This is a genomic window from Desulfuromusa kysingii (assembly GCF_900107645.1).
In the GTDB taxonomy this organism is placed as follows: Bacteria; Desulfobacterota; Desulfuromonadia; order Desulfuromonadales; family Geopsychrobacteraceae; genus Desulfuromusa; species Desulfuromusa kysingii.
This window is the reverse complement of the sequence record NZ_FNQN01000016.1, coordinates 1-21559: the sequence shown is the minus strand read 5'-3', so window position 1 is coordinate 21559 and position 21559 is coordinate 1. Positions and strand designations below refer to the sequence as shown.

The 21559-nt window shown below is 47.7% G+C and carries 8 protein-coding genes; 6 read left to right on the top strand and 2 right to left on the bottom strand.

Going from position 1 to position 21559, the window contains the following annotated elements:
* Positions 1-93 precede the first annotated feature (93 nt).
* Genes BLU87_RS16695 through BLU87_RS16685 form a run of 3 tightly spaced genes read left to right on the top strand, consistent with a single transcriptional unit; the run spans position 94 to position 17702 of the window.
* On the top strand, positions 94-15138 hold the full coding sequence (locus BLU87_RS16695; protein WP_217637543.1) for a hypothetical protein: 15045 nt from the start codon (positions 94-96) through the stop codon (positions 15136-15138).
* 35 nt (positions 15139-15173) lie between these two features.
* Positions 15174-16841 carry a ShlB/FhaC/HecB family hemolysin secretion/activation protein gene (locus tag BLU87_RS16690; RefSeq protein ID WP_092350942.1) on the top strand — a complete coding sequence of 556 codons (1668 nt, stop codon included), beginning with the start codon at positions 15174-15176 and terminating at the stop codon, positions 16839-16841.
* Positions 16842-16883: 42 nt separating this feature from the next.
* Positions 16884-17702: an MliC family protein gene (locus tag BLU87_RS16685; RefSeq protein WP_092350940.1), complete on the top strand. Its 819-nt coding sequence runs from the start codon at positions 16884-16886 to the stop codon at positions 17700-17702.
* A gap of 173 nt (positions 17703-17875) precedes the next feature.
* Here BLU87_RS16685 and BLU87_RS16680 read toward each other — a convergent pair whose 3' ends face one another.
* Entirely contained in the window at positions 17876-18073 is a 198-nt protein-coding gene (locus tag BLU87_RS16680; protein WP_092350938.1) for a cold-shock protein, read from the bottom strand.
* Between the two features lie 394 nt (positions 18074-18467).
* Positions 18468-18848 (bottom strand): hypothetical protein, encoded by a 381-nt coding sequence (locus BLU87_RS16675; RefSeq protein ID WP_092350936.1) that lies wholly within the window; start codon positions 18846-18848, stop codon positions 18468-18470.
* A gap of 612 nt (positions 18849-19460) precedes the next feature.
* Here BLU87_RS16675 and BLU87_RS16670 point away from each other — a divergent pair.
* From BLU87_RS16670 to BLU87_RS16660, 3 genes are all read left to right on the top strand, one after another.
* On the top strand, positions 19461-19739 hold the full coding sequence (locus BLU87_RS16670) for a hypothetical protein (RefSeq protein ID WP_175498442.1): 279 nt from the start codon (positions 19461-19463) through the stop codon (positions 19737-19739).
* A gap of 107 nt (positions 19740-19846) precedes the next feature.
* Positions 19847-20452, top strand: coding sequence for a hypothetical protein (locus BLU87_RS16665; RefSeq protein ID WP_092350933.1), 606 nt, complete (start codon positions 19847-19849; stop codon positions 20450-20452).
* A 41-nt stretch (positions 20453-20493) separates the two neighbouring features.
* On the top strand, positions 20494-21204 hold the full coding sequence (locus BLU87_RS16660; protein ID WP_139167613.1) for a hypothetical protein: 711 nt from the start codon (positions 20494-20496) through the stop codon (positions 21202-21204).
* Positions 21205-21559 lie beyond the last annotated feature (355 nt).

Genomic DNA, 21559 nt, shown 5'->3' with positions numbered 1-21559 from the left:
GAAGCCGACGAGCAGGTCAGCACCTCCAATGCCAAAGCGACCAGTGGAGCTGGTGCCGCCAATGTCGGAGTTGCCGGATCACTTGGTTTAAATGTGGCAGTTAACACCACAACTGCAACCATTGCTGGAGATACGAATGAGGACGGTACGTTAACAGCTGTTGATGCTAACACTGGCGCTGTGAATTTAGAGACCCAGAACAATACTGAGGCAAACGCTGAGGCTGATGCCGTTGTCAAGATGACTGGTGATGACGCTGCCGCCGGTGTCGGTGTTTCAGCTGCGTTCAATGTGGCTGTTAATAATGCCAATGCTGAAGTGAGTGATGGGGTGACTTTATCTGATGCTGGTTCTCTGACATTGGATTCAACGGCAGCCCATAAAATGACGACAAAGGCCTCTGGTGGCGCGAGCGGAGCGAAAGTTTCCGTCACTCCGCTGATAGCTGTTTCGGTGGCAGTTAATAAAACTCAGGCTCGCTTGGGTTCTGGTAGTGCAACTGGGCTCAATGGTGATCTGTCAGTTTCTGCTCATCAGACCAATGAAGTATCGACCACAGCAACCGGACAGACTTCCGGTGATGTCGCGGTTGGTGCGTCCCTCGCGGTTGGTGTTGCCAGTGACAATGTTTATGCCAGTGTCGAGCGTGATATCACCTCTTCGACGAGCATTGATTTGCAGGCATCTTCCAAGACTGGCATAAAAACAGTCGCGACGGCTTCAGCCAAAGGAGCAACCAAACAGACCGAAGCTGATGGCGAGACGCAGAAGGCAGGAACCTCAACCGATGAGCAGGTTGATAGTCAGCTTGATTTCGGTAAAGGTAAGGCCGGTGGTGATGCTGACGGTATTGAAGTCGTCAGTGCAGAAACCCCTGCAACAGAAACTCCTGATACCGATAACCCTGAAGGAGAAGGACAAAAATCAGAAGCAAAGAAAGTTTCCGTTGCTGCTGCAATCGGTGCTGGTGTGGCTGAGAACAAAGCGGTCGCCAAGATTGCGGACAATAAAACCATCACGACCAGTGGGGCAGTCAATGTCGCCGCTGATACCGATACAAATTACTCAACTTTAGCCAGTGGGGCAGCGAAATCAGATGATGTCGGCGTTGGTGCGGCTGTCGCATTGACGGTTACACGTAATCAGACCATCGCTTCGATCGGGTCAGGAACCTCGGTTCAAGGGGCAACAGATTTAACCGTATCCGCCGATTCCAAGCAGAACAGGGATGAGGATTATCTGACTACAATGGCGTCTGAATCAGTCTCAGGAGCTAGCGGCGGTGACGTTGCTGTTGCCGGTTCGCTCGCCGTTGTTGCCAATTTCAACGAGACACGTGCTTCTATTGGTGATGGTGCAGATATCGACGCTAGTGGCGATGTTATTGTAAGCGCGGATGATACCAGTCGTATCGCAGCACAAGCCCGAGCCGGTTCAATCTCTCTGGGAGAAGATTCAAAAGCTGGTGTCGGCGCTTCTTTTGCCGTCCTCTATGCCAACAATGATAATATCGCAGCAGTTGGATACAACACGGATGACATGGTTGAAACGACGACTGTGGATGCCAAATCACTGACGGTTAAAGCGACCAAACATAAAATTGATCTCTCTGATATTACCCTCGATTATCTCAACTTCAGCTTCGATACCCTTGATCCATCGACCTATCTGAGTACCAATAACTATTATACTGAAGCCATTGCCGGAGCAGCGGCTCAAGGTGATGCTGCCGTCGCAGGATCATTCTCTGTTAACGTCTTTGACAATACCACGGCAGCCTACATTGGTGAGAAAGCCGTAGTTACAACCTCTGGAAACCAGACTGAAAACGATCTTGGTGAAACCCTGGGTGTCGAAGTGGCATCAGCGGCTGATATTCAAGCTGTTGCCTTTAGTGGAGCTGTCGCTGGAGCCAAGAAAGCTGGTGTAGGTGTCACGCTGACCAATATTACCAATCTGGATCAAACCACCGCCACTATCGATAAAGATGCCGTCATCAGGTCCAATGGCGCAGATGCCGGAGTGAAGGTCGATGCGGCCGCACAGCAGACATTACTTAATATTGGCGTCAGTGGCAGTGCCGCCACTGAGGGTTCTGGTGTTTCAGGGGTTGTCGGCCTGATTACCTCAATAAACGCGACCGAAGCGCAGATCAATGATGGTGCGACGGTTTCTTCTGCCGGTGACCTCAATGTCACTGCGATGAACGATTCTGATACGATCATGTTCGGTGGTGGGGTTGCTGCGGGAAAATCAGCCGGGGTCGGTGGTACTGTAGCCGTCAATGTCAACTTGAATAAGACAACAGCGAAGCTCGGCAACAATACGACGACCGATGCCGAACAGGAGACAACGGTTGTCGCTGACGCAGATGAATCATCTGTTGCGGTTGTTGTTTCTGGTGCCGGTGGTGGTAAGGCCGGTGTCGCCGGAGCTTTCTCGGTCAATGTCATCAAAACCGACACCCAGGCGTTGATCGAAGAAGGTGCTTGGGTTAACCAGAATGTTTCAGGAACGGAAGATAGTGTTCTGGTCGAAGCGCGTGATGACACCGTTGCGGTAGGCTTAACCGGAGCGGGCGCCGGTGGAGGTGATGCGGGCGTGGGTGCGGCATTGGATACCGCTGTCATTGTTAAGTCGGTTAAAGCCTATGTTGCCGATGATAACAGCCTAAGAGGGACCGATATCAATGCTGCGAAGGAAGTCTCCATTAATGCTGATTCTTCTGAAGTTGTGACGTCAACCACCGCAGGATTTGCTGGTGGCGGTAAAGCCGGAGTCGGTGGAGCAGTTTCCGTTGCAGTCATTGCGAATGATGTCCAGGGTTATATTGGCAATGATACCAATGTCGATTCCGACGGCAATGTTTTGGTCAACGCTGAAGATGACATGGTCGGGGTGATGATCGCAGGCAGTGCTGCCGGTGGTGGTCAAGCTGGCGTCGGTGGTTCATTAGCGGTAGCGACATTGATCGGCTCAACTAAAGCTTATATCGGTGAAGGTGCGACCGTTAATGCCCGGGGAAATCGTGACAGCGCGACAGTAATCAGCGGAGGAGCTGAACAGAGTGGCGCGACAGAAGCTGGTTTCGACGCTGATGTTGATAACAGTATTAGTGAAGATGACATTCTCAATGAGGATGGGACTGCTGTTGCTGCTGTACAAACACAAGAGATCAAAGGTCTTTCGGTCACAGCCTCTAACCGTGAAGTGTTATCGACTACCGTTGCCAGTGGTGCTGGTGGTGGTCAAGCGGGTGTAGCTGCGACGGTCAACGCTAATGTTATCGCTACCACTGCTGAAGCGCGGATTGACAGTGGAGCACAGATTAATCAAAACAATGCTGCGGCTTCAAGCGATCAGGTCGTTCAAGTCAAGGCGTTGGATGAGACAGTGCTGGTCAATATTGCCGGAGGGGCAGCCGGTGGTGGTTCCGCTGGTGTTGGGGCAGCTGGAAACATTGGCGTTATTGCTAAGACAATTAATGCCAAAGTTGGTCCTTCCACTTTGATCAATGCTGAAAATGGGTTTGACCTCTCTGCCAATTCAACCGATGTTGCTGTCACCGGAACCATGGGCTTTGGTGGCGGAGGGAGCGCCGGTGTCGGTGGTGCTGTTGGGGCTCTGGTCTTTGCCAATAGTACGACTGCTGAAGTGGAAGATGGCACTGATGCGACAGACGCAGCACAGATTAATGTCGAGTCGGGGGATCTCACCGTCGAAGCAACTGAATTCAGTAGCTTAACCACAGCCTCTGGAGCCGGTGCTGGTGGTGGTTCTGCTGGTGTTGGAGGATCACTTGCAGTCGTTGTCAATTCCAGTAACACCAAAGCACGAATTGGAAACTATGCAGAAACCAATGCCAGTGGGACAACCGCTGTCCATGCCAGTTCGACTGAGAATGTCAACAGCGTCACGGTGGCTGGAGCTGGTGGTGGTGCTGCGGGTGTCTCCGGTGCTGTTGGTGTCAAGGTCGTTGTTTCTGAGACCGAAGCTGGCATCGGTGATTATGCCCAGATTAATCAGGACGCGACTTTTGCCACTGCTGAGCAGTCGGTCGATGTCAACGCCAGCGATACCATCGTCAGCGTTGGTCTCGGCGGTGCTGGGGCCGGTGGTGGAGCTGCCGGTGTCGGCGGAACTGCTGACGTCACGGTGGCACTGAACACAACCACGGCTTATATCGGTAAAAATGCCCGCGTTGATGCGCAGAATGATGTCAATGTTGATGCTTCATCAGCAAAATATGTCAATTCTGTCACCTTTGCGGGTGCTGGTGGTGGAGCTGCCGGTGTCGCCGGTGCTTTCGGCGTTATTTCAGTTGGTTCTCTTCTGGATGGTGAATCTTCTGGCGGAATGGAAGTGACTCAGGAGGTGCGCGATGCTGACGGTAATCCTTTAGATGCCGAAGGCAACATCGTCGAAGTCGATGAATACGGAATGCCGATCGATCCCAATGATGAGATTGCATACGAAAATGTCAGTACTCAAGAATATGCTGACGGTCAAACCACCAAGAGCTCTACTGTTGATGCGGATGGTAATAATATGCTCGGTTCTTCTGAGCGCTCGGCTTCAACCGCTGAAACTCTCGACAACTACGCTTCTAAATTAGCGATCAGTGACAGCCTGAGTGAGGATCCGAATAATATTCCAACGATGAATACCAGCGCCTGGATCGATAGTGGTGCGCAGGTCAATGCTGGTCATGACGTGTCGGTCACAGCTGAAGACAAATCGTTGGCAATTATGTTCTCCGGGGCTGGTGCCGGTGGTGGCGCCGCTGGGGTTGCCGGTTCTCTCGGGGTGACACTGCTGCATGATTCAGCCGGTGCATATATCGCTGATGACGCCAGTGTTGATGCTGATGGTCTCATCAACATAGCGGCTGAGACCTCGGAAAATGTTTACAACGTTGGTGTCACTGGTTCAGGTGCTGGAGCAGCTGCTGTTGATGGTGCCGTTGTTGTCAACGTGGTTTCTTCTGATACCGATGCTTTCATTGGCGATGCGGACATTAATCAGAATACAACAGGTGATGAGGTTTCGGTCACAGCCAACAGCTCCAGTAACATCGCGACAATGGCTGGTTCTGGTGGCGGAGCTGGTGCTGCCTCTGTCGGTGGTGTGTTGGGAACCAATGTCCTTGAAAAGGATACGAAGGCTTATATTTCCAGCGGTGCAGATGTTGCCGCTAATGATTCCGTCAGTGTCAAAGCCTCTTCAGTCGAAAACCTCATCTCTGGTGGTGTCTCCATCCGTGGGGCGGGTGCTGCAGCTGTGAGTGCTGTCGTCTCTGCCAATGTTGCTGCTAATAAAACTCAAGCGGCTATTGGCGATGACTTGAATGATGATTTTGATACCTTGGGTGCCACGGTTGATTCAGGTGGTAATGTCGATCTTTCGGCAACGGATGATACGCTGATTGTTGCTGTCTCTGCTGTTGGTAATGGTGCTGGAGCGGCTGGTGTTGGTGTCAATGTTGGCGCCAATGTTATCTCCAATCAGACCCGTGCTTATGTGGCAGACAATTCTACTGTCAACGCTCGTGGTAATGCGGAAGTGATGGATATCTATACTGGAACCGTCGATGTTAATAACACCGCGGCATTGCCTGAAGCCCCAGCAGGACAAACAGGTGATGTCGATGTCAATAACGATGGCGTTGCTGATGGCAATATCAATGGACAAGCCGATTTCACTGTAGCGGCAGAAGGTGATGACGACAATGAGGGGGCTGAGTCCCAGGTGAATACGGCTGTAGCACCTAAGGATGATCCAGATGGTGAAGCGGTCGCGACCACGGGTATGGGCTCTAAAAACACGCAATCGGCAAAAGGGCTCTCTGTTACCGCAGTTTCCAATGAAAAGGTTGTTTCCACCACCATTGGTGTCGCTGGTGCCGGAGCGGCAGCTGTGACCGGTTCATTTTCAAGCAATGTGATTACTTCGGAAACGGAAGCTGCCATTGGGGATAATACCTATATCAATACCACTCTCGATGCCGGCGATGTCAATCTTAACGCCGCAGGCAACACCTTTATGGTTCAGGTTGCTGGCACCGTTTCAGGAGCTGGAGCGGCGGCTGTCAGTGGTTCGATGGATACCGGCGTTATTGCCAAGAAGACCCATGCGACCATAGGCGAAGCAACCATCTATGCTGAAGATCTTGAGACCAAAGCCATATCGTCGACAGATCTCTACACGGTTACAACAAATGTCTCTGTTGCTGGTGCCGCAGGTGTTGGTGCAGCTGCCGGAGTTCAGGTGGTCAGCAATGAAACCCTCGCCTCCGTCGGTGGTACTGCGGATATTTCAGCCACAGGTGATCTTGGAGTCACAGCAGAGGAAGATACCGACCTGCTGATTACAACAGTTGCCGGCTCTGGAGGGATTGCTGCCGTCAGCGGTGGGGTCTCTGTCGCCGTCATTGATAATACCACCAAAGCTTTTGTCGCAGATGGTGCGGCACAGCTAGACGCGGGTGGGACCACTGAAATCAGTGCCGACTCTAAGGAGAAGATCGTCTCGGTAACCGGCTCAGCTGCTGGTGGCGGTGTCGGTGTTGCCGGATCGGTCTCTACCCAGGTTGTCAGCTCTGAAACCGTCGCGTCAATCGGTGATGGGGCACAGGTCAATCAAAGAAATGGTGCAGGTGCTGCACAGGATGTCATTGTCAAAGCACAGGATGTAGTCGAAATTGATGGCGCTGCTGGAACCGCTGCAATTGGGATCGCTGGATTTGGCGGGACCGCAGATATCAGTATCGTCAAAAATACCACCACTGCAGCTATCGGCGATTCTGCCTATATTGATGCTGGGCGGGATGTTCTGGTTCAAGCCGATTCCACCAAGGATGTCAGCTCTAATACGGTTGCTGCATCTTTGACCGGAGTTGTTGGCGTTGGTGGTGCCGTTTCTCTTGTTAGCATCGGATCGGTACTGGATGAGGATTCACAGGCAACTATCAACGATTCTGATAGTGGTGAGAGCACTGCTGCCTATCTTGATGGGACCATCAGCGATGATAAGGTGTCGGGTGAACTTGGTGATTCTGAGCATGTCCAAAGCATCAAGACCGATATTGCTGCTAACAGCAGTCAGGTTGGTGTTGCTGACGATCTTGATGCTTCTTCTGCGAGTGATAAAACTCAAGCATCCATCGGTAGCAATGCAGTGATTAATGCCGGGGATGATATCTCTGTGTCGGCAGTGGATAAGAGTAAAATTGAAATCATTACCGGTGGTTTAGCTGTCGGTGGTGTTGCCGGTGTTGGTGGCGCTGCTGGAATCGGCATCAAAAAATCGACAACCGAGGCCTTCATCGCTGAAGGGGCAATCATTGATGCTGACGGTGATGTGGCCGTGAATGCCGAGACAGAAGATGTCGATGGCGATGGCTCTAAAGTTACGGCTTACGGAGCTGCCGCTGGTTACATCGGTATCGGTGCCGCTGTCGCCTATCTCGATTCAGACAATACGACAACGGCCGCTCTGGCTGATGATGTCAGCATTAATAGTGCCGACAATGTCAATATCAGTGCTAATGAAGATATTGATCTGACTGCGAATGCTGTTGGTGCCGCAGGTGGTGCCGGAGCCGTTGGTGGATCTTATTCCCGCGCTAAGGCAACAGGCAGTGTTACCGCAGCAACGGGTTCTGGTGTTGATGTTGGTCAGAGTGGAACCCACGCCGCGACCTTAACCGTCGCCGCAACTAGTAATGACAAGGTTTATGCCAATTCACTTGCCGGCGCTGCGGGTATTTATTCTGGTAGTGGTGCTGTTGCAACGGCAACTAATGATTCAGTCGTCAGTGCCGCAACTGGCGCCGACAATACGGCTTACCTTGATGGTGATATGGTCGTAAACGCCGAAGCGACCCCTCAAGCAAAAGCCGTGTCGGGTGCTGTGGCAATCTCCATCGTCGGTAGCGTGGGCGCTTCAATCGCCAATGCCAGTGTCAAACCGACTGTGACGGCGACACTGGGAGCCAACAATAGTATTACCGCAGACAGCTTAACCGTCAGCGCAACGAAGAACCTGATCTCTGCAGCACCATCAGCCGATGCCGATGCTGTGGGCGCGAGCGGTGGTTTGTTACTGGGTGTTAGTGCTACCAGCAGCACTGCAGAAGATGAAAGCAACGTGACTGCAAAAGTGACAGAGGGCAGTACGGTTACTACGACAAATGTGACCAGAGTGGTTGCTACGTCGAATTCAAAACAGACAGCTGATGCAACCGGTCTCAATGTCGGTTTTCTGGCGGTTGGTGCCAATGTTGCGGATGCTAATTCAAATACCACAACGCACGCAATTCTCGGAGACGATGTCGCCATTTCAGGTTCTGGTTTGATGGTTCAGGCAACCGGGACAGACGAAAATTACGCCGATTCCGTTGCCGGGAGTGGCGGGGTTATTTCCGGGCAGGCGGCCATTGCTCGTACTGCAACGAATTCGACAACCCGTGCCGCGACAGGAAGTGGAACCGAGAACCGTGGGATTGACGTCGCTACCTTTACGGTCGATGCGAATCATTCATCCAACTTTGACAGTAGCGTCAACAGTACCAATGCCGCCATCGTTGGTGCGAGTGGATCCTATGCAATCAACCGGTCGAATGCGGATGTCATCGCAGCTGTTGGCAACGATGGTTATATCGCTGCCGATGCTATTTCCCTGACTGCAGCGAATAATGTTCGTAAAAATGCCGTCTTGCTTGATGCTGACAGAACCTGGAATCTGAAAGCCGGTTCCGGTGGAGCCATTGATGCTCCGGCGGCAACCAGCGATACTGAAATTGTCAATAACGCTGATGTCAATGTCGGAGAAAATGCGGAAATCTATCAGAATAGTCAAGAGCTGCCCGGGGTGTTTGAAATTCGTGCCACCAACGATGTCGTTGCATATGACAAAGTTAAACTTGATTCCGGTGGTCTGATTTCAGTCGCTTCAGCCCAATCCATCATTACTGCCGATCAAGTTGATGCCGGGGTGCAGGTTGGTCAGAATGCGACGCTGATTGCTGTAGAGGATCTGGATATTCAGACCTACGCAACAGGGGCGATCAATACCCAAACTTCTGCTGATGCTTACGGTGTTGCAGGAGCGCCATCGGGAGAATCAATCGCGCACTATGAGGCTGATAACTCGATTGCGGTTGGACAGAATGCTTACTTGTTCGCCAAAAATGATATCAACCTCAAGGCGGGGTCGGCCAACAACATCAGTGTTGCAGCGCAGACAGACCTGTGGAACAAAACGGCTTTCCCTGTTTCAACCAATCCTCAGGCCGATGCGATTGCTGCCGCTGATGCCTCAATCAACATTGCTGTTCTGGCCGATATTGCAGCGGCCCATGATGTCAACCTCTGGGCAGAGCGTGGAAGCCAATCCGCCAATATCTCCGGTGTTGGTAAAGATATTTATCGCGAAACGGCTGGCGAGGTTGTCAGTGGTATTTCTAATCTTTTCGGTGGTGATGATGTCTCATTTGATATCCCTGTGGAAGGTGAGAAGTCAACTGGCGGAACCACTCTGGTAAATGTTGATGGCTCTGCCAGTGCCGGAGTGGAAAACCGTAAATTTGTCAGGATTAATCCCGATGGCACCTTTGATTTTGATGGGACTTCACTGAGTGAACAGGTGGCAGGTTTTGAGCTGACGTCGATTTCGATTGCCGGAAATATCCTGGCTCGGATTGAAAAACTGAAAAACCTCAAAAGCGAATATGCTGGTGACGCAACTGCGGTCGCAGCATACGAATCAGAGATCAACTTCTTACAATATAAACTGCTCGAGTTGGGTCTGGATGATCCTGATAATCCTGGCTTTGCCGGTGAGGCTGGAATGAGCCCCATTGATGCCATTGAGGGCCAGATTACTGTCTTAGATGGGAAAGTCACAACTCTTAATGGTGAAATTTCGACCCTTGAAGGTCAACAATCCGTCTTGGAGAATAATCTGGCGGATGTAGAAGGGGAGATTTCAGTTGCAAACCAGCAACTCAATCAAATTGACATTGAACAGGCAGGGATCCTAGCAGATATTGCAACACTTGATCCTGAAGACGATAATTATGCGACAGACCTATCGGCTCTCACGACTCAATTCAATAATTTGGAAAATGATAAAAATACGCTTAACAATACAACAATTCCGAATCTGAGAAATGACAGGGACAACATTAATTTAAATCTCGCCAGTGTAAATACCGAATTGGAAACCAAGAATGGTGAATTATCCACTGTCGAAGCTTATGTGGTTAACTTAAATGCCGAGTTGGTTGAACTAGGAACTGACGAATCAAATAGTGTCGTTCCTGCTGGGCCGACGGCAATGAAGCTGACTCTCCCTGATATCGTTGCCAAGGTGGGTGACGTTAACATCAAGGCCGACTCTTTGACCGGCAGCGGATCTTTTTCGGCAGAAGGATATGCGCAGATCGAAATCGTCAACGATAGTCGTTATTACCTTGAATTCAACGCATTAACGATTCCATCTGATGATGGCGGCCGATTGTTACTGAACAATGTTGATATTTCTGCCGACAGCAGTGCTGCGTCCACTAATCTGATCGAAGATTTAAACTCCATAAAAGGGTTGGCAAATTTCAGCGATATTGTAACCAGTGCCAATTCAACCCATGAACCGGAGATTCTGATCACCAGCAGCTATGATCCGCTGGCACCGAAGCCGACTTATGATTCTGCTGGCAACGTTCTCGACCAGAACTCATCGGAGTACCTCTACTATAATGGACCGGCCCCGGATATGACTTTTACCGGTGATGTCTCCAACCTGAGAGGTGCTTTTCAGGTTGATTCAAGTGCCGGGAGCATTATTGTCGATAGCGGGGTGAATATTCATGCGGGGACAATCGATATTTCAACGCGTAACGGCGATATTATCCAGAGTTATACCGATGACTTTAGAGTAGTCGGTGGTGATCCCGCCGGGTTGTTCGCTGATTCCGACCTTGAGCCCGGTAGTATTGTAGCGAATGGTTCGATATTTATGGCCGCACGTTACCTCAATATTAACGGTACAATTCAAAGTGGTATGCCCGATTGGGGAGTCAGAATCCCGTCAACTGTCGTGTTAGATAATGGCAGCGGAGGTGCCTGGAACATTGCTCAGGCAACGGCTGATTACAATGCTAAGGTTGCGGCAGGAACGCTGAACCCTGGCGATGAACTATATCAGATAACCAATACGACCACGGTTTTCAGTGAGACTATCGCTGATGCTGAATGGAATCAGATTGATGTGTTTTATAATGCCCTTACTGGTCAAATGGAAGTTTCTGGTGCCGCAGTCATGGGTGGTTATGTCAATCTCTACGGACAAATCATCAATACTGCCTGGACCACTGACACAAATCCAGATCTTGGTGTCACCGATGCTACCTATATGGGCAATGCAGGTAAAATCCGGGCGCTTGATGGTTACGGTAGGATTAAGATCGAAAATGACAGCAGTCTTGATGTTGTCCTTAATGTTCTGGATACCGGAAGTGGAGTGGCGGGAAAAATCTCCATCACCAATATCAAGTCAATTGGTTCTGATAACGTTCCACTGCTTGAGCGGACTGAATATACCCTGATTGATGACCAGATCAATATCAAGACGGGAGATCTTGTCCTTCAGACCGATGGCAGTATGGATTACGGTTCTTTTCTCGAAAATCTCGTTGATGGGAGAAGCACAGAATATAATCCTCAAGCAGGGTTACGGTATTCCTGGACCACAGGTGAGAGTGAAGAGACAATCAGTTACTATCGATACTGGTCGCGTAGTTTCTTTGGTCTGTCATCGTTAACCGTCGATTCTTCTATGGATCAGTACAAGCTATCAGGTCCAATTACCCTCAGTTCTGAAATTTTGGAAAATGGCGCCTACTTAACCGATGGAAATGCTGGAACAAATGGTCAGAATAATTTGTCATCCTACGGTTACAAATCTGAAATCGTCAGTCTTGATACTCCGGTCAAAACAGAAACCGATTCCTGGTCCAAGTGCGACTGGTGGCTGTGTGTGACATCTCAGTACTTCATGGAGTTTAACGTCAGAGAGGGGTCTAAGACGGTTTCAACTCACAGTCTTGCTGCTGATTACCCCATTGCTATCGAATTTATCGGTCAGAACGAAGGCATCGTTGATGTTGACTCGATCGGGAATGTTATTGCCAATGGCACGATTACTAATCGTGTCGGTGACCTGTCGATCTCTTCCGCGGGCTCTATCACCCAAGCCAATGAAAATGTGATGCTGTCCGCAGAGAACCTGACTCTTGAAGCGGCTACGGGCATCGGGGATACGAATCACGATTTGTTGCTGAATATTTATGATGGTGGTGTCCTCAGCGCCGTAACAACCAGCGGTGATATTCGTATCACAGAAACCTCAGGCGATATGATTGTTTCCAGTGCGACAACCACTGCAGGGACGGTCTCATTGACAACGGAAGGTTCGTTGCTGATGGACGAGGAGTCTTCACTGGTGATGGGCGACTATGTCAACTTGACCGCTGAAAATGGTTCAATTGGCACCGAGGCTCAAGCATTTAACGTTATGGTCGGTACTCCGACAGCGACTGAAAATGTTGCCAACTTTGGTCTCGAAGCACTGTCGCGTGACGACATCAATATCGTTCAACAAGGTGGCGGCGATCTTTACCTTGTTGCTGTTGAATCACAACAGGGTGATGTCACTATTGATGCTGGAGCAGGGCAGATCATCGACAACAACAGTGCTCAATATGCCGACACCAGAACCATCGAAGAATTGGAAGCCTTGTGGGATGAGATGCGATTGCAAGGGCAGGACGCTCTCGATAAGGTTGATGATACTGTCGCGGCATATAAAAACAGTAAGACTCAGAACTACAAGAGTTACTGGCGCATGCGTCTGAATGACAACGGCACAGATGATCCTGCAGATGATTCTTATGATCCTTACAACCCGGACTTTGAATATGTTTTAACCGATGCGCAGAGAACGTCATTAACAGAGTATTACCAAGAGCAGGGCGCTGATGTGGATCAAAAGTTGGCTGAATATGTCCAGTCGAAGACAGCTGAGTATTTCTCTCTTCATGAGGAGGTTGGCGCTCTCAATGATAGCAGCTACAGTGCAAGTTATTCTTATCAGGTGAGCACTGAAGAATTTGATGCTTTTGTGAACAAGGTGCAGTGGAGTGATGAGCAATTGCGTCTCGGGATGACTCCAGGAATGCTTAAAGAAGTCACCGACACACAGATTGCGATTGAAGAACCGAATGTCATCGGTAACAGCATCACCTTGATTTCTGGGGATAATATCGGTTCGACTGAGTCTCCTGTCTACATCGCTGTGACTGATGACCTGACTGCTGATACTCCAGAGGCAGAAGCTGCACGTCTCGCTTTGATGACGGCAGAGAGGGCGGATATTGAAACCGTCTACAATGCGAATGGTGTTGATATCGATGGCTTCAATATCACCCAACGCGATACCCTCGATATTCATATGGACGCAGCGAATGGTGGTTTCTCTGCCAGTTCTGGTGGCTATTCCTACATCGGTTCAGAAGGCGGTATTAATCTGGTGAATATCGATGCCCAAGGTGACATCCGCATTAAAGTTGCCGACGGGATCAGTGTTGCTGACAGTTCAAATGACGTACAAATCAGCGGAGCCAATCTGATCCTTGAAGCGGCTGATGGTGGCATCGGCTCGGCTGATAACTATATGACCATCAACCTCACCTCTGCAGCTTTTGATCCGACCCTGACGATGAGAGCCGATGGTGATATCTATATCTTGGAGTCAGCGAATGATCTTTATGTCGATTCAATCTATTCACGGCATGATCTCTACCTTGAAACCTCTGGTTCGATCTTTGATGCGCTTGCAGACAGTTACGAAACCAATATCCGCAGCAATTCAATCAGTTTGATTTCCGGTGGCTCCATCGGCACCTTTGATAATTATCTGGAGATCGGCCTGAACCCGGACGGTCTCTTCTCAGCGGAAGCCGTCACTGGAATCTATGTGTCAAGTTACGATCAACCGCTCACTATCGGTGACGTAAGCAGCATCGCGGGAGATATCTCCCTCTCATCAGCCTACACAATGAATTTGGGGCTGGTGTCGACAGCAGGGGATGGGACGGTGACTCTGGTGAGTACTGGCGGCTCAATTGAAAATAATCGTGCACCAGGAGAACTGAATATCGATGCCGCAGAAACAACCCTGGTTCTGAATGCTCAGGGCGACATCGGTGGAGAACAGCCACTGGAGACCAGAGTTGAGACGGTTGAGATGACTCTTGCTGGCGATGGTGTCGCGAATCTCCATGAACAGGATGATCTCGTCCTCGGAACCAGTCATGCCGCAGCAGGAGATATCAATCTGGTTGCTGAAGGGAACATCACCTCATCTATTATTGGAGCACAAGTTGGCGAGATTAAAGGTCTTTCTCTTGAAGCCAGAGGTGGAATGATCCAGATTGCTGAAGCCCAAGTCAGTCAGCAAATGGTCGCTAAAGCTGACAATGTCTTCCTAGACAAGGTGATCAATCCTGATGGAAGTGGACCGTTGCACTTTGATGTCAGTGGTAACCCAACGGCGGAAATGGTGAGAATCAATGCCCTTTCATCGGCTCCGGTTGTTTTTGACCGGATTCATACTGACAGATTATTCCTTAACGCTTCATCTGACAGCTTGACGTTGAACAATGCGATGATCACTTCCTATGGTGAAATCAGGAACAGTCAACATCTGGTGATTGTCGATAATCAGAACAAACAACTCCATGACGCCGATGTCCAACTTTACACGGGGTTGAACCCCTTCTATCTGGAAATGTTTGCCGACAACAAAGTTGAAACAGATGCCAGGGCCATCAATTACAGTCAGGATTTTATCGTCAACGACTATAGTTCAGAAAATAGTTTGACGCGGATCGTCGCAAAACAACTTCAACTTTCAGAGCGTGCCCGTGACGTTTTCAACGGCATCCGGTTCTCACGTTTGGATATGTCAATCTTGAATATCCCTCAAAATAATTATTTTATGCAGGAAAATATTCTCGGTCTTCATGAGGATGATGAATTGACCGATGCTGATGATTTGTTGATTGTCATTGAACAGTAACTTGAAAATGCTATTGAAAATTAAGTGAGGGAATTATGAAGATCATAAAAATTTGTTTACTGTTGATGACATGTGGACTGCTTACCTTTCCTGTCGTCGCGGCAGATCTTGGCAGCGTCGAAACCGGTGTTGTTCATAAGCATTCGGACGATCTGCAAGAATATTATCGTCTGGAAAAGTTGATCAAAGAAAAAGGTAGCGCTGACGAAGAAGCCCAGATTGACGATGAAACAGACCGCTCTGTTCCACCGAGACCGGAGAATGGAACCAGAATCCTGATCAACGAAATTGTTACAGATCCATCTGAGATTCTTTCGGATGCTGAAATCGAGCAGATTACCTCTTCTTATAAAGGCAGTGTGCGCAGCATCAACGACCTGTTTGAAATGGTCGACAAGCTAAACGCCCTTTACCGTGATAAAGGGTTTGTAACAGCTAAGGCGCTCTTGCCTCCGCAGAAGGTTGAAAATGGTGTTGTCAAAATCCGTTTAGTAGAAGGGCGGGTCGGCAATGTTCTGGTTGAAGGTAACCAGCATACCCGAGACTCCTTTGTCCTGAATCGGTTTACCCTGAATCAAGGTGAACTGGTCCGGCTTGATACTCTGGAACAAGAACTGATTTTTTTCAATGCTGTTAACGACATAAGGATTCGTGCAACCTTGCGACCGGGAGAGGCCACCGGTGAAACGGACCTGATTCTTAATGCTGAAGAACCGCGCAATTATGAAGTCAGCATCCTATCTGATAATGCGGGCACAGAAACGGTCGGGGAAGAACGAATCGGGATGAAGTTAGCATCCTACAGCCTTTTAGGTTTTCGCGATGCTTTGATCGTCTCGGGGTATCTCTCGGAAGGGTCGAAAACTCTATCCGCAGGTTACAGTGTGCCGATCAATACCTTGGGTTCAAAACTATCTATTGGATATGGCTTGAACCGCGTTGAGATTCAGTCAGGACCGTTTTCTGACCTTGATATCGGCGGTGATTCCTATTCGTATAACATTAATATTGACCATCCGCTTATCGCCAATCAGATGTCATCAATGAATCTGTTTGCCGGATATCAATATAATAATTCCAACACGGACTTCTCCGGTGTCCGAATAGCTCAGACCAAAGTCGATACTTTTCCGTTCGGGTTTGATTATAAGCGGATAGATTCTCGCGGTCTTTGGTACGTTCGCAATACCGTGACCTATGGTGAAGAGCGCGATGTCAACGATGATAATCATTTCTTTTTGTACAAGTTAGATTTAGTCAGATCCTTTGTTCATAATCGCGAAGTATTTTCGTTGATCCGGGCCAATGGTCAGCTTTCTAGTCATCATCCCTTGGTCTCCACGCAGCAATTTCAAGTCGGCGGATTAAGTTCTGTCCGAGGTTATGCAGAAGGATATCTGGTGGGGGATGAAGGTTACTTTGTCAGCGCCGAAACCAAGTTTCCGCTGCCCTTTACCGAGGGATCATGGCGGGAAAAAGTCAAAGGGGCTGTGTTTATCGATCACGGAGCCGCTTTCCCTTATAAAGGTAATAACTTGTCCAGCAATCATGAAGATTTTATCATCGGTACAGGGATTGGACTCTCTATCAATTGGTCTCAGTACTTGACCGGCAGAATTGATTTGGGGTTCCCACTGGCTAAACATGGAGACGATATCGACTCATTTCGCATCCACTTCACTCTGCAATCGATGGTGTTTTGATGCAGGGGGTTTTCTCGTCTAGATATTAAGTGGGAATGACTGATGATGAAACTCAAAGTGATGGTTTTAATCTTCTTTTTAGCCGGTTGTGCGCATGTTGGCAATGTGCAGCAAACCGATATTGAGTCGATTTCTCTTTGCTCTGATGCCTGGTATGAAGAGATTGAAGCGAAAGTTCATACCGGAGATAATCACGGCCATGGCCCAGATATAGGCTCTGAAGAATGGAAATCAACGATTGAATTCAGACTCGGAATCCGAGGGCAAAACCATCTGCCTGACCGTCATAGCCATGCCTGGTGTCAGTATATTGATCAACTTGTGAAACAAACTCCCCGTAAGCACGGTGACAATCCTACAAATGATGCCATTGAAGCGATAGTTCGTGTTGATCCTGAATTGTCTGAATTAGATCGTATGCTGGATGCAGTCTATTCGCTCGCTTTGCGTGTCGCCCCCGAAGGTCATTCCCAAACTGTCTCGGCGGAACAGCAACGCTGGATCAGCAACCGTAACGACTGCTGGAATGCTGAAAATAAGCGAAGCTGTTTGTACACGGAATATAAACGTCGCATTGCAGAATTACAGGCAAAGTACCGCCTGATAGCGGACTCAGGTTCCTTCCATTTCATCTGTACCGATGATCCCGTTAACCAAATCACAGTCAACTTCTTCCAAACCGATCCACCAACTCTTATCCTGGAAAAAACCGGAACGCAGACGGTCATGTATTTGCAACCCAGTGCTAGTGGTGCAAAATACCAAAGCCGTGAAAACCTAATATTTTGGGAACATCACGGTGAAATTCTGCTAGTCGACGATTCAAAAGGAATAATGTTGCGTTGCCAAAAAGGGAAATAACACAGAGTGAATATCTAGGTAGGGGAGAACGAACAAGAAAAAACCGGTTGTAACGCTTCACACTTCATTGAGAATATTGTTTGGTGTTACAATTATTGATCTGAATTCAAAAGGGCCCCACGGATCAACCGTAGGGCCCTAGAGGATGTCAGCGGTTTAAAGCATTTGCGCTGTTATTTCCGAACATTAGATGCTTGGGGACCTTTTTGACCCTGGGTGACGTCAAAAATGACACGTTCTCCCTCAGCCAGAGATTTGAACCCTTCGCCCTGGATTTCGGAATGATGAACGAATACATCATCTCCACTCTCTTGTTCGATAAAACCAAAACCTTTTGCGTCATTAAACCACTTAACTGTACCTTCAGCCATTTTTCACTCCTTTTTCCCCTGTCAGGGAAAAACTTTTGTTGTGCAAGTTTCAAGCGCAGCCCCAAAACCCAAATGGTTTCAGGATCTCCGTGTGTATTCTTCTTAACAGACAACCCTTAGAAAAGGTTGAAAATGAAATCCTACACTAACTTGCTTTAGATCTCTCCAGTATGGCAGAAGTAATTAAGAAAGCAAGCATTCAGAATTAAAGGGAGATTTTTAGGCAGAAATGTTTTGCGGATGAAGGGTGGTATGGTAATCCGGTCTCGATCTGATCTAAGATTTAAGCCGTCCGCTTTGATGGCGACACGAAACCAACGTCAAGGCAGAATCTCCCACGATTGAAATTGGCGATCAGACTGAAAAGCTGGTAGCTTTTGCCATTGGATAGCTTTTAAAGCTTAAACTTCATTCTTTCTGTTTCGTCTAAATGCTTATCGATCAATGGCTGAAGATGTGACGAAAAATGCTTATATAGTCGAGAGTTTAAGACTTCAGCATAGTATGTATCAGTAATCTTTCCATCACACCAATCGGCATGAGCCATTTTCAAATGTTTCAGAATTTCCCGATGGTCTTTAATATGTTCGTCAGTGATGTCTATGGCTAGCGATTCGGCACTATCAAAATGAGTTTCAATTATCTCGGTTATTTGGTTAAGAATTTCGGTCGATTCTTCACCTTTTTGAACCATTTTGAGTAGTGATTGGATATTGAACGCATTATTTCTGAGAGCACCAAGAGCAGACTTCATTTCAATGTTATCATCTGACATAATACCTCCCTGAAAAATGTTGACTGAACTGCTATTAAACAAAAAACCATAAAACAAGTCAATTTCAAGTAATCAAGTCGTGTATGTGTCTGTGAAAAAAGGAACCAGAGCCCAAGCAAAAACAGTAGCTTGACAAAACCGCAAAATACAGCTTGAATAACTCGGTATTGTTATTTTTTTACTTAGGGGGGATAGTGGAAAAAAGATTCACTAGTAGGCACTGAATATCGCCACACCAGCATCAAGCTGGTCTGTGGCGTTTTTGTTTAAGAAATAGCTGTTATTTATTCTCAAGTATCAAATATGAGTGGCCAGAGTATCAATCGCTCTTTTGATGGCCTTTAAAGTCTGTTTAGACAGGTCTGTCTATATAGGCTGTTAAGGTTACATGAATTCTGAAAAAAGACGATATGATAGATGCTTATATCGGATTATCGAGTATCTTATTTTTGGTATAGACAGACAAGCTTGTGTCTTTGTTTCCAGTTTTATACAGACCTGTCTATTTACTGTTAGGTGCCTGAAAGAAGATGAAGTATGTGTACTGACAAGTGGCTAGAACTTACTAAATGCAAACCCCACGAATTGAGCAATGCCAAGTTGGAAGAGTACATGCAAATAGCATGGGCCCGTACCGTAGGTAATGTTCAAACTGGAAACATTTATTCCGCACTTTTGTCAGAAAAAGCATCAAGGCAAAATCGAACTACTGTGCGATGGAGCCTAGCTCTCTCCATTCTTGCAGTGACCTTCGCTTTATTTTCTCTTTTATTTTCAGCATTAGATTGGCACGGAGACAAGGGTTGGCAAGAAGATCAATTGGCGGAACTAAAACTGCAAAACAGTTATCTTCAAATGCTTTCTAAAAATATGAATAGCACCCAACCATAAAATCAACCGGATGGGTGATACTTCTGTTTTTAATTCGAATAATTAGGTGGTTCGCATAATTCGCGTCGCCACCGGTTATCCAAACCGTTATACATAAGGAATGAGCGTTGATTTATTTTGGCACCAAGAAAGATAAGATGACTGTCGAAGCGTTCCTTCCGCTTGTGGTTGAGTTTTGGGAAATTGAAGTCAGGACAAATGGGCAAAGATCAAGACCCAATGAAGGTGATCCTGAACGATACCAAGAGTTAAGAGAAGAAATTGCTAGAAAAACGCCTAGTATAATCCACATTTCTCGTAGAGCCGGTATCCCTGATGTGCTTCATTCGTATCCAGCGCCAGCTGTGGGTGGACCTGTAATCCCCGTAAATATTTACGAATCAATTCTTCAGGATGATTCACATGGTCACATTCCAAACCAAAGGAAGCTAGATACAATAAATAAGCTTATTGGCCAGCTTGAAGGAAAGATAGAGTTTGAGTTTAAAAAGGCAGTAAATCCGTTTTTTTGGTTTGGAGTTCTACTTGAGAAAATTCTAAGGATACCATTCTGGCTATTGTCAAAGACTGGTTTCGAAATATCCAAGGTGGAAGATCACTTTTTGGGTAAGCTTTTTAAATTGATCGAAATAGTAGCATTGCTTTATATCTCATTGAGATTAGGCATACCAGACGAGTGGGTTACTACATTGCTGGGTGGAGTGGGGAAGTAAATGTATAACAAGGCCATTAAAAATCGCCCAACAAAAAGACGTTGGGCTGGACTCGCTATCGCTCGCCTTTTATGGCGGCGTTAGGTTTTAAAAATAAAATGATCAAAATATTCATCGACTCGAACATAATAAGGCATTCAAAAAACCGCCGACTCAGGCTTGTCCCCAACAAGCAAAAAATTAATTGGGGTAGCAATGAGTTTACTGTCGATGTTTTTTCAGAAGCCACCCTATTGCCGCAGATTGATCTAAAAAATGAAGAATTAAAGTCAGAAATAAACTTTCTACCCCAAATTGCCCAGCATGCTAAGCAAGGGAACATAAAATTAATCACTCACCAAGAAGTGACCTTTGAATTATGGGGGTTACGCAATGTTTCCGGCACTTCCAATCAGGGGTGCTTTGACAATATCGAAATTGAAAAAGTAAAAGGACCGTTCGAGTACTCAAGAATAATTGCAGGTGGCCCCGATCCATCTCGTAATCACCAATTCGAATTTCTAAAAAACATTAAAGATAAACGCTTTCTACAGCTTCAGAAAACATGTGGTGCATACCAAGGCGAAGGAAAGCTGAATTCAAACCAACTGAAAGACGCTTTTTTCGTTTATTGTGCCGAAAGCGAAAATGCAGACTATTTCCTAACCTGTGACTTCAATCTTCTCAACCAAGTTAAAAGGCATAAAAAGTATCCACCCAAAATTAAACTTGTGAAGCCATCCGAACTGGTCGGAATAATTGAAGAAACCTAACACTTATCAGGCCCCCGGCCGTCAAGAGTAAAGATAACCCTTAACGCAAAAGATTTACTTTTCGTTCTTTGACAAGCGACTGATCAACCACGAATCATCCGGTTTCTGACTTGGGCTTTACGAACTGGCTGCAGATTTCGAATTCTGCTCCAAACACTTATCGAGGCTCTTAATGCGAAGGGCCGGTCATTTGTGACCGAACTGTCTTCGCCACCTGGAAACACTTGCGTACCCTTGTGCCGTCCCATTCAAAAAAGCGTGGTCCAGTTGTAAGCTCTGGCCATAGTTAGTGCCGGGCTCGGGGAAGGGGCAGAATCCGGCGCTGATCCCTTTGGATCATCGCGCATTTGCTTGT

Excerpts from the sequence above, each read along its gene's own strand:
- BLU87_RS16690 (WP_092350942.1), top strand. The coding sequence starts at position 15,174 with ATGAAGATCATAAAAATTTGTTTACTGTTGATGACATGTGGACTGCTT.
- BLU87_RS16685 (WP_092350940.1), top strand. The coding sequence starts at position 16,884 with ATGATGAAACTCAAAGTGATGGTTTTAATCTTCTTTTTAGCCGGTTGT.
- BLU87_RS16680 (WP_092350938.1), bottom strand. The coding sequence starts at position 18,073 with ATGGCTGAAGGTACAGTTAAGTGGTTTAATGACGCAAAAGGTTTTGGT.
- BLU87_RS16675 (WP_092350936.1), bottom strand. The coding sequence starts at position 18,848 with ATGTCAGATGATAACATTGAAATGAAGTCTGCTCTTGGTGCTCTCAGA.
- BLU87_RS16670 (WP_175498442.1), top strand. The coding sequence starts at position 19,461 with ATGCAAATAGCATGGGCCCGTACCGTAGGTAATGTTCAAACTGGAAAC.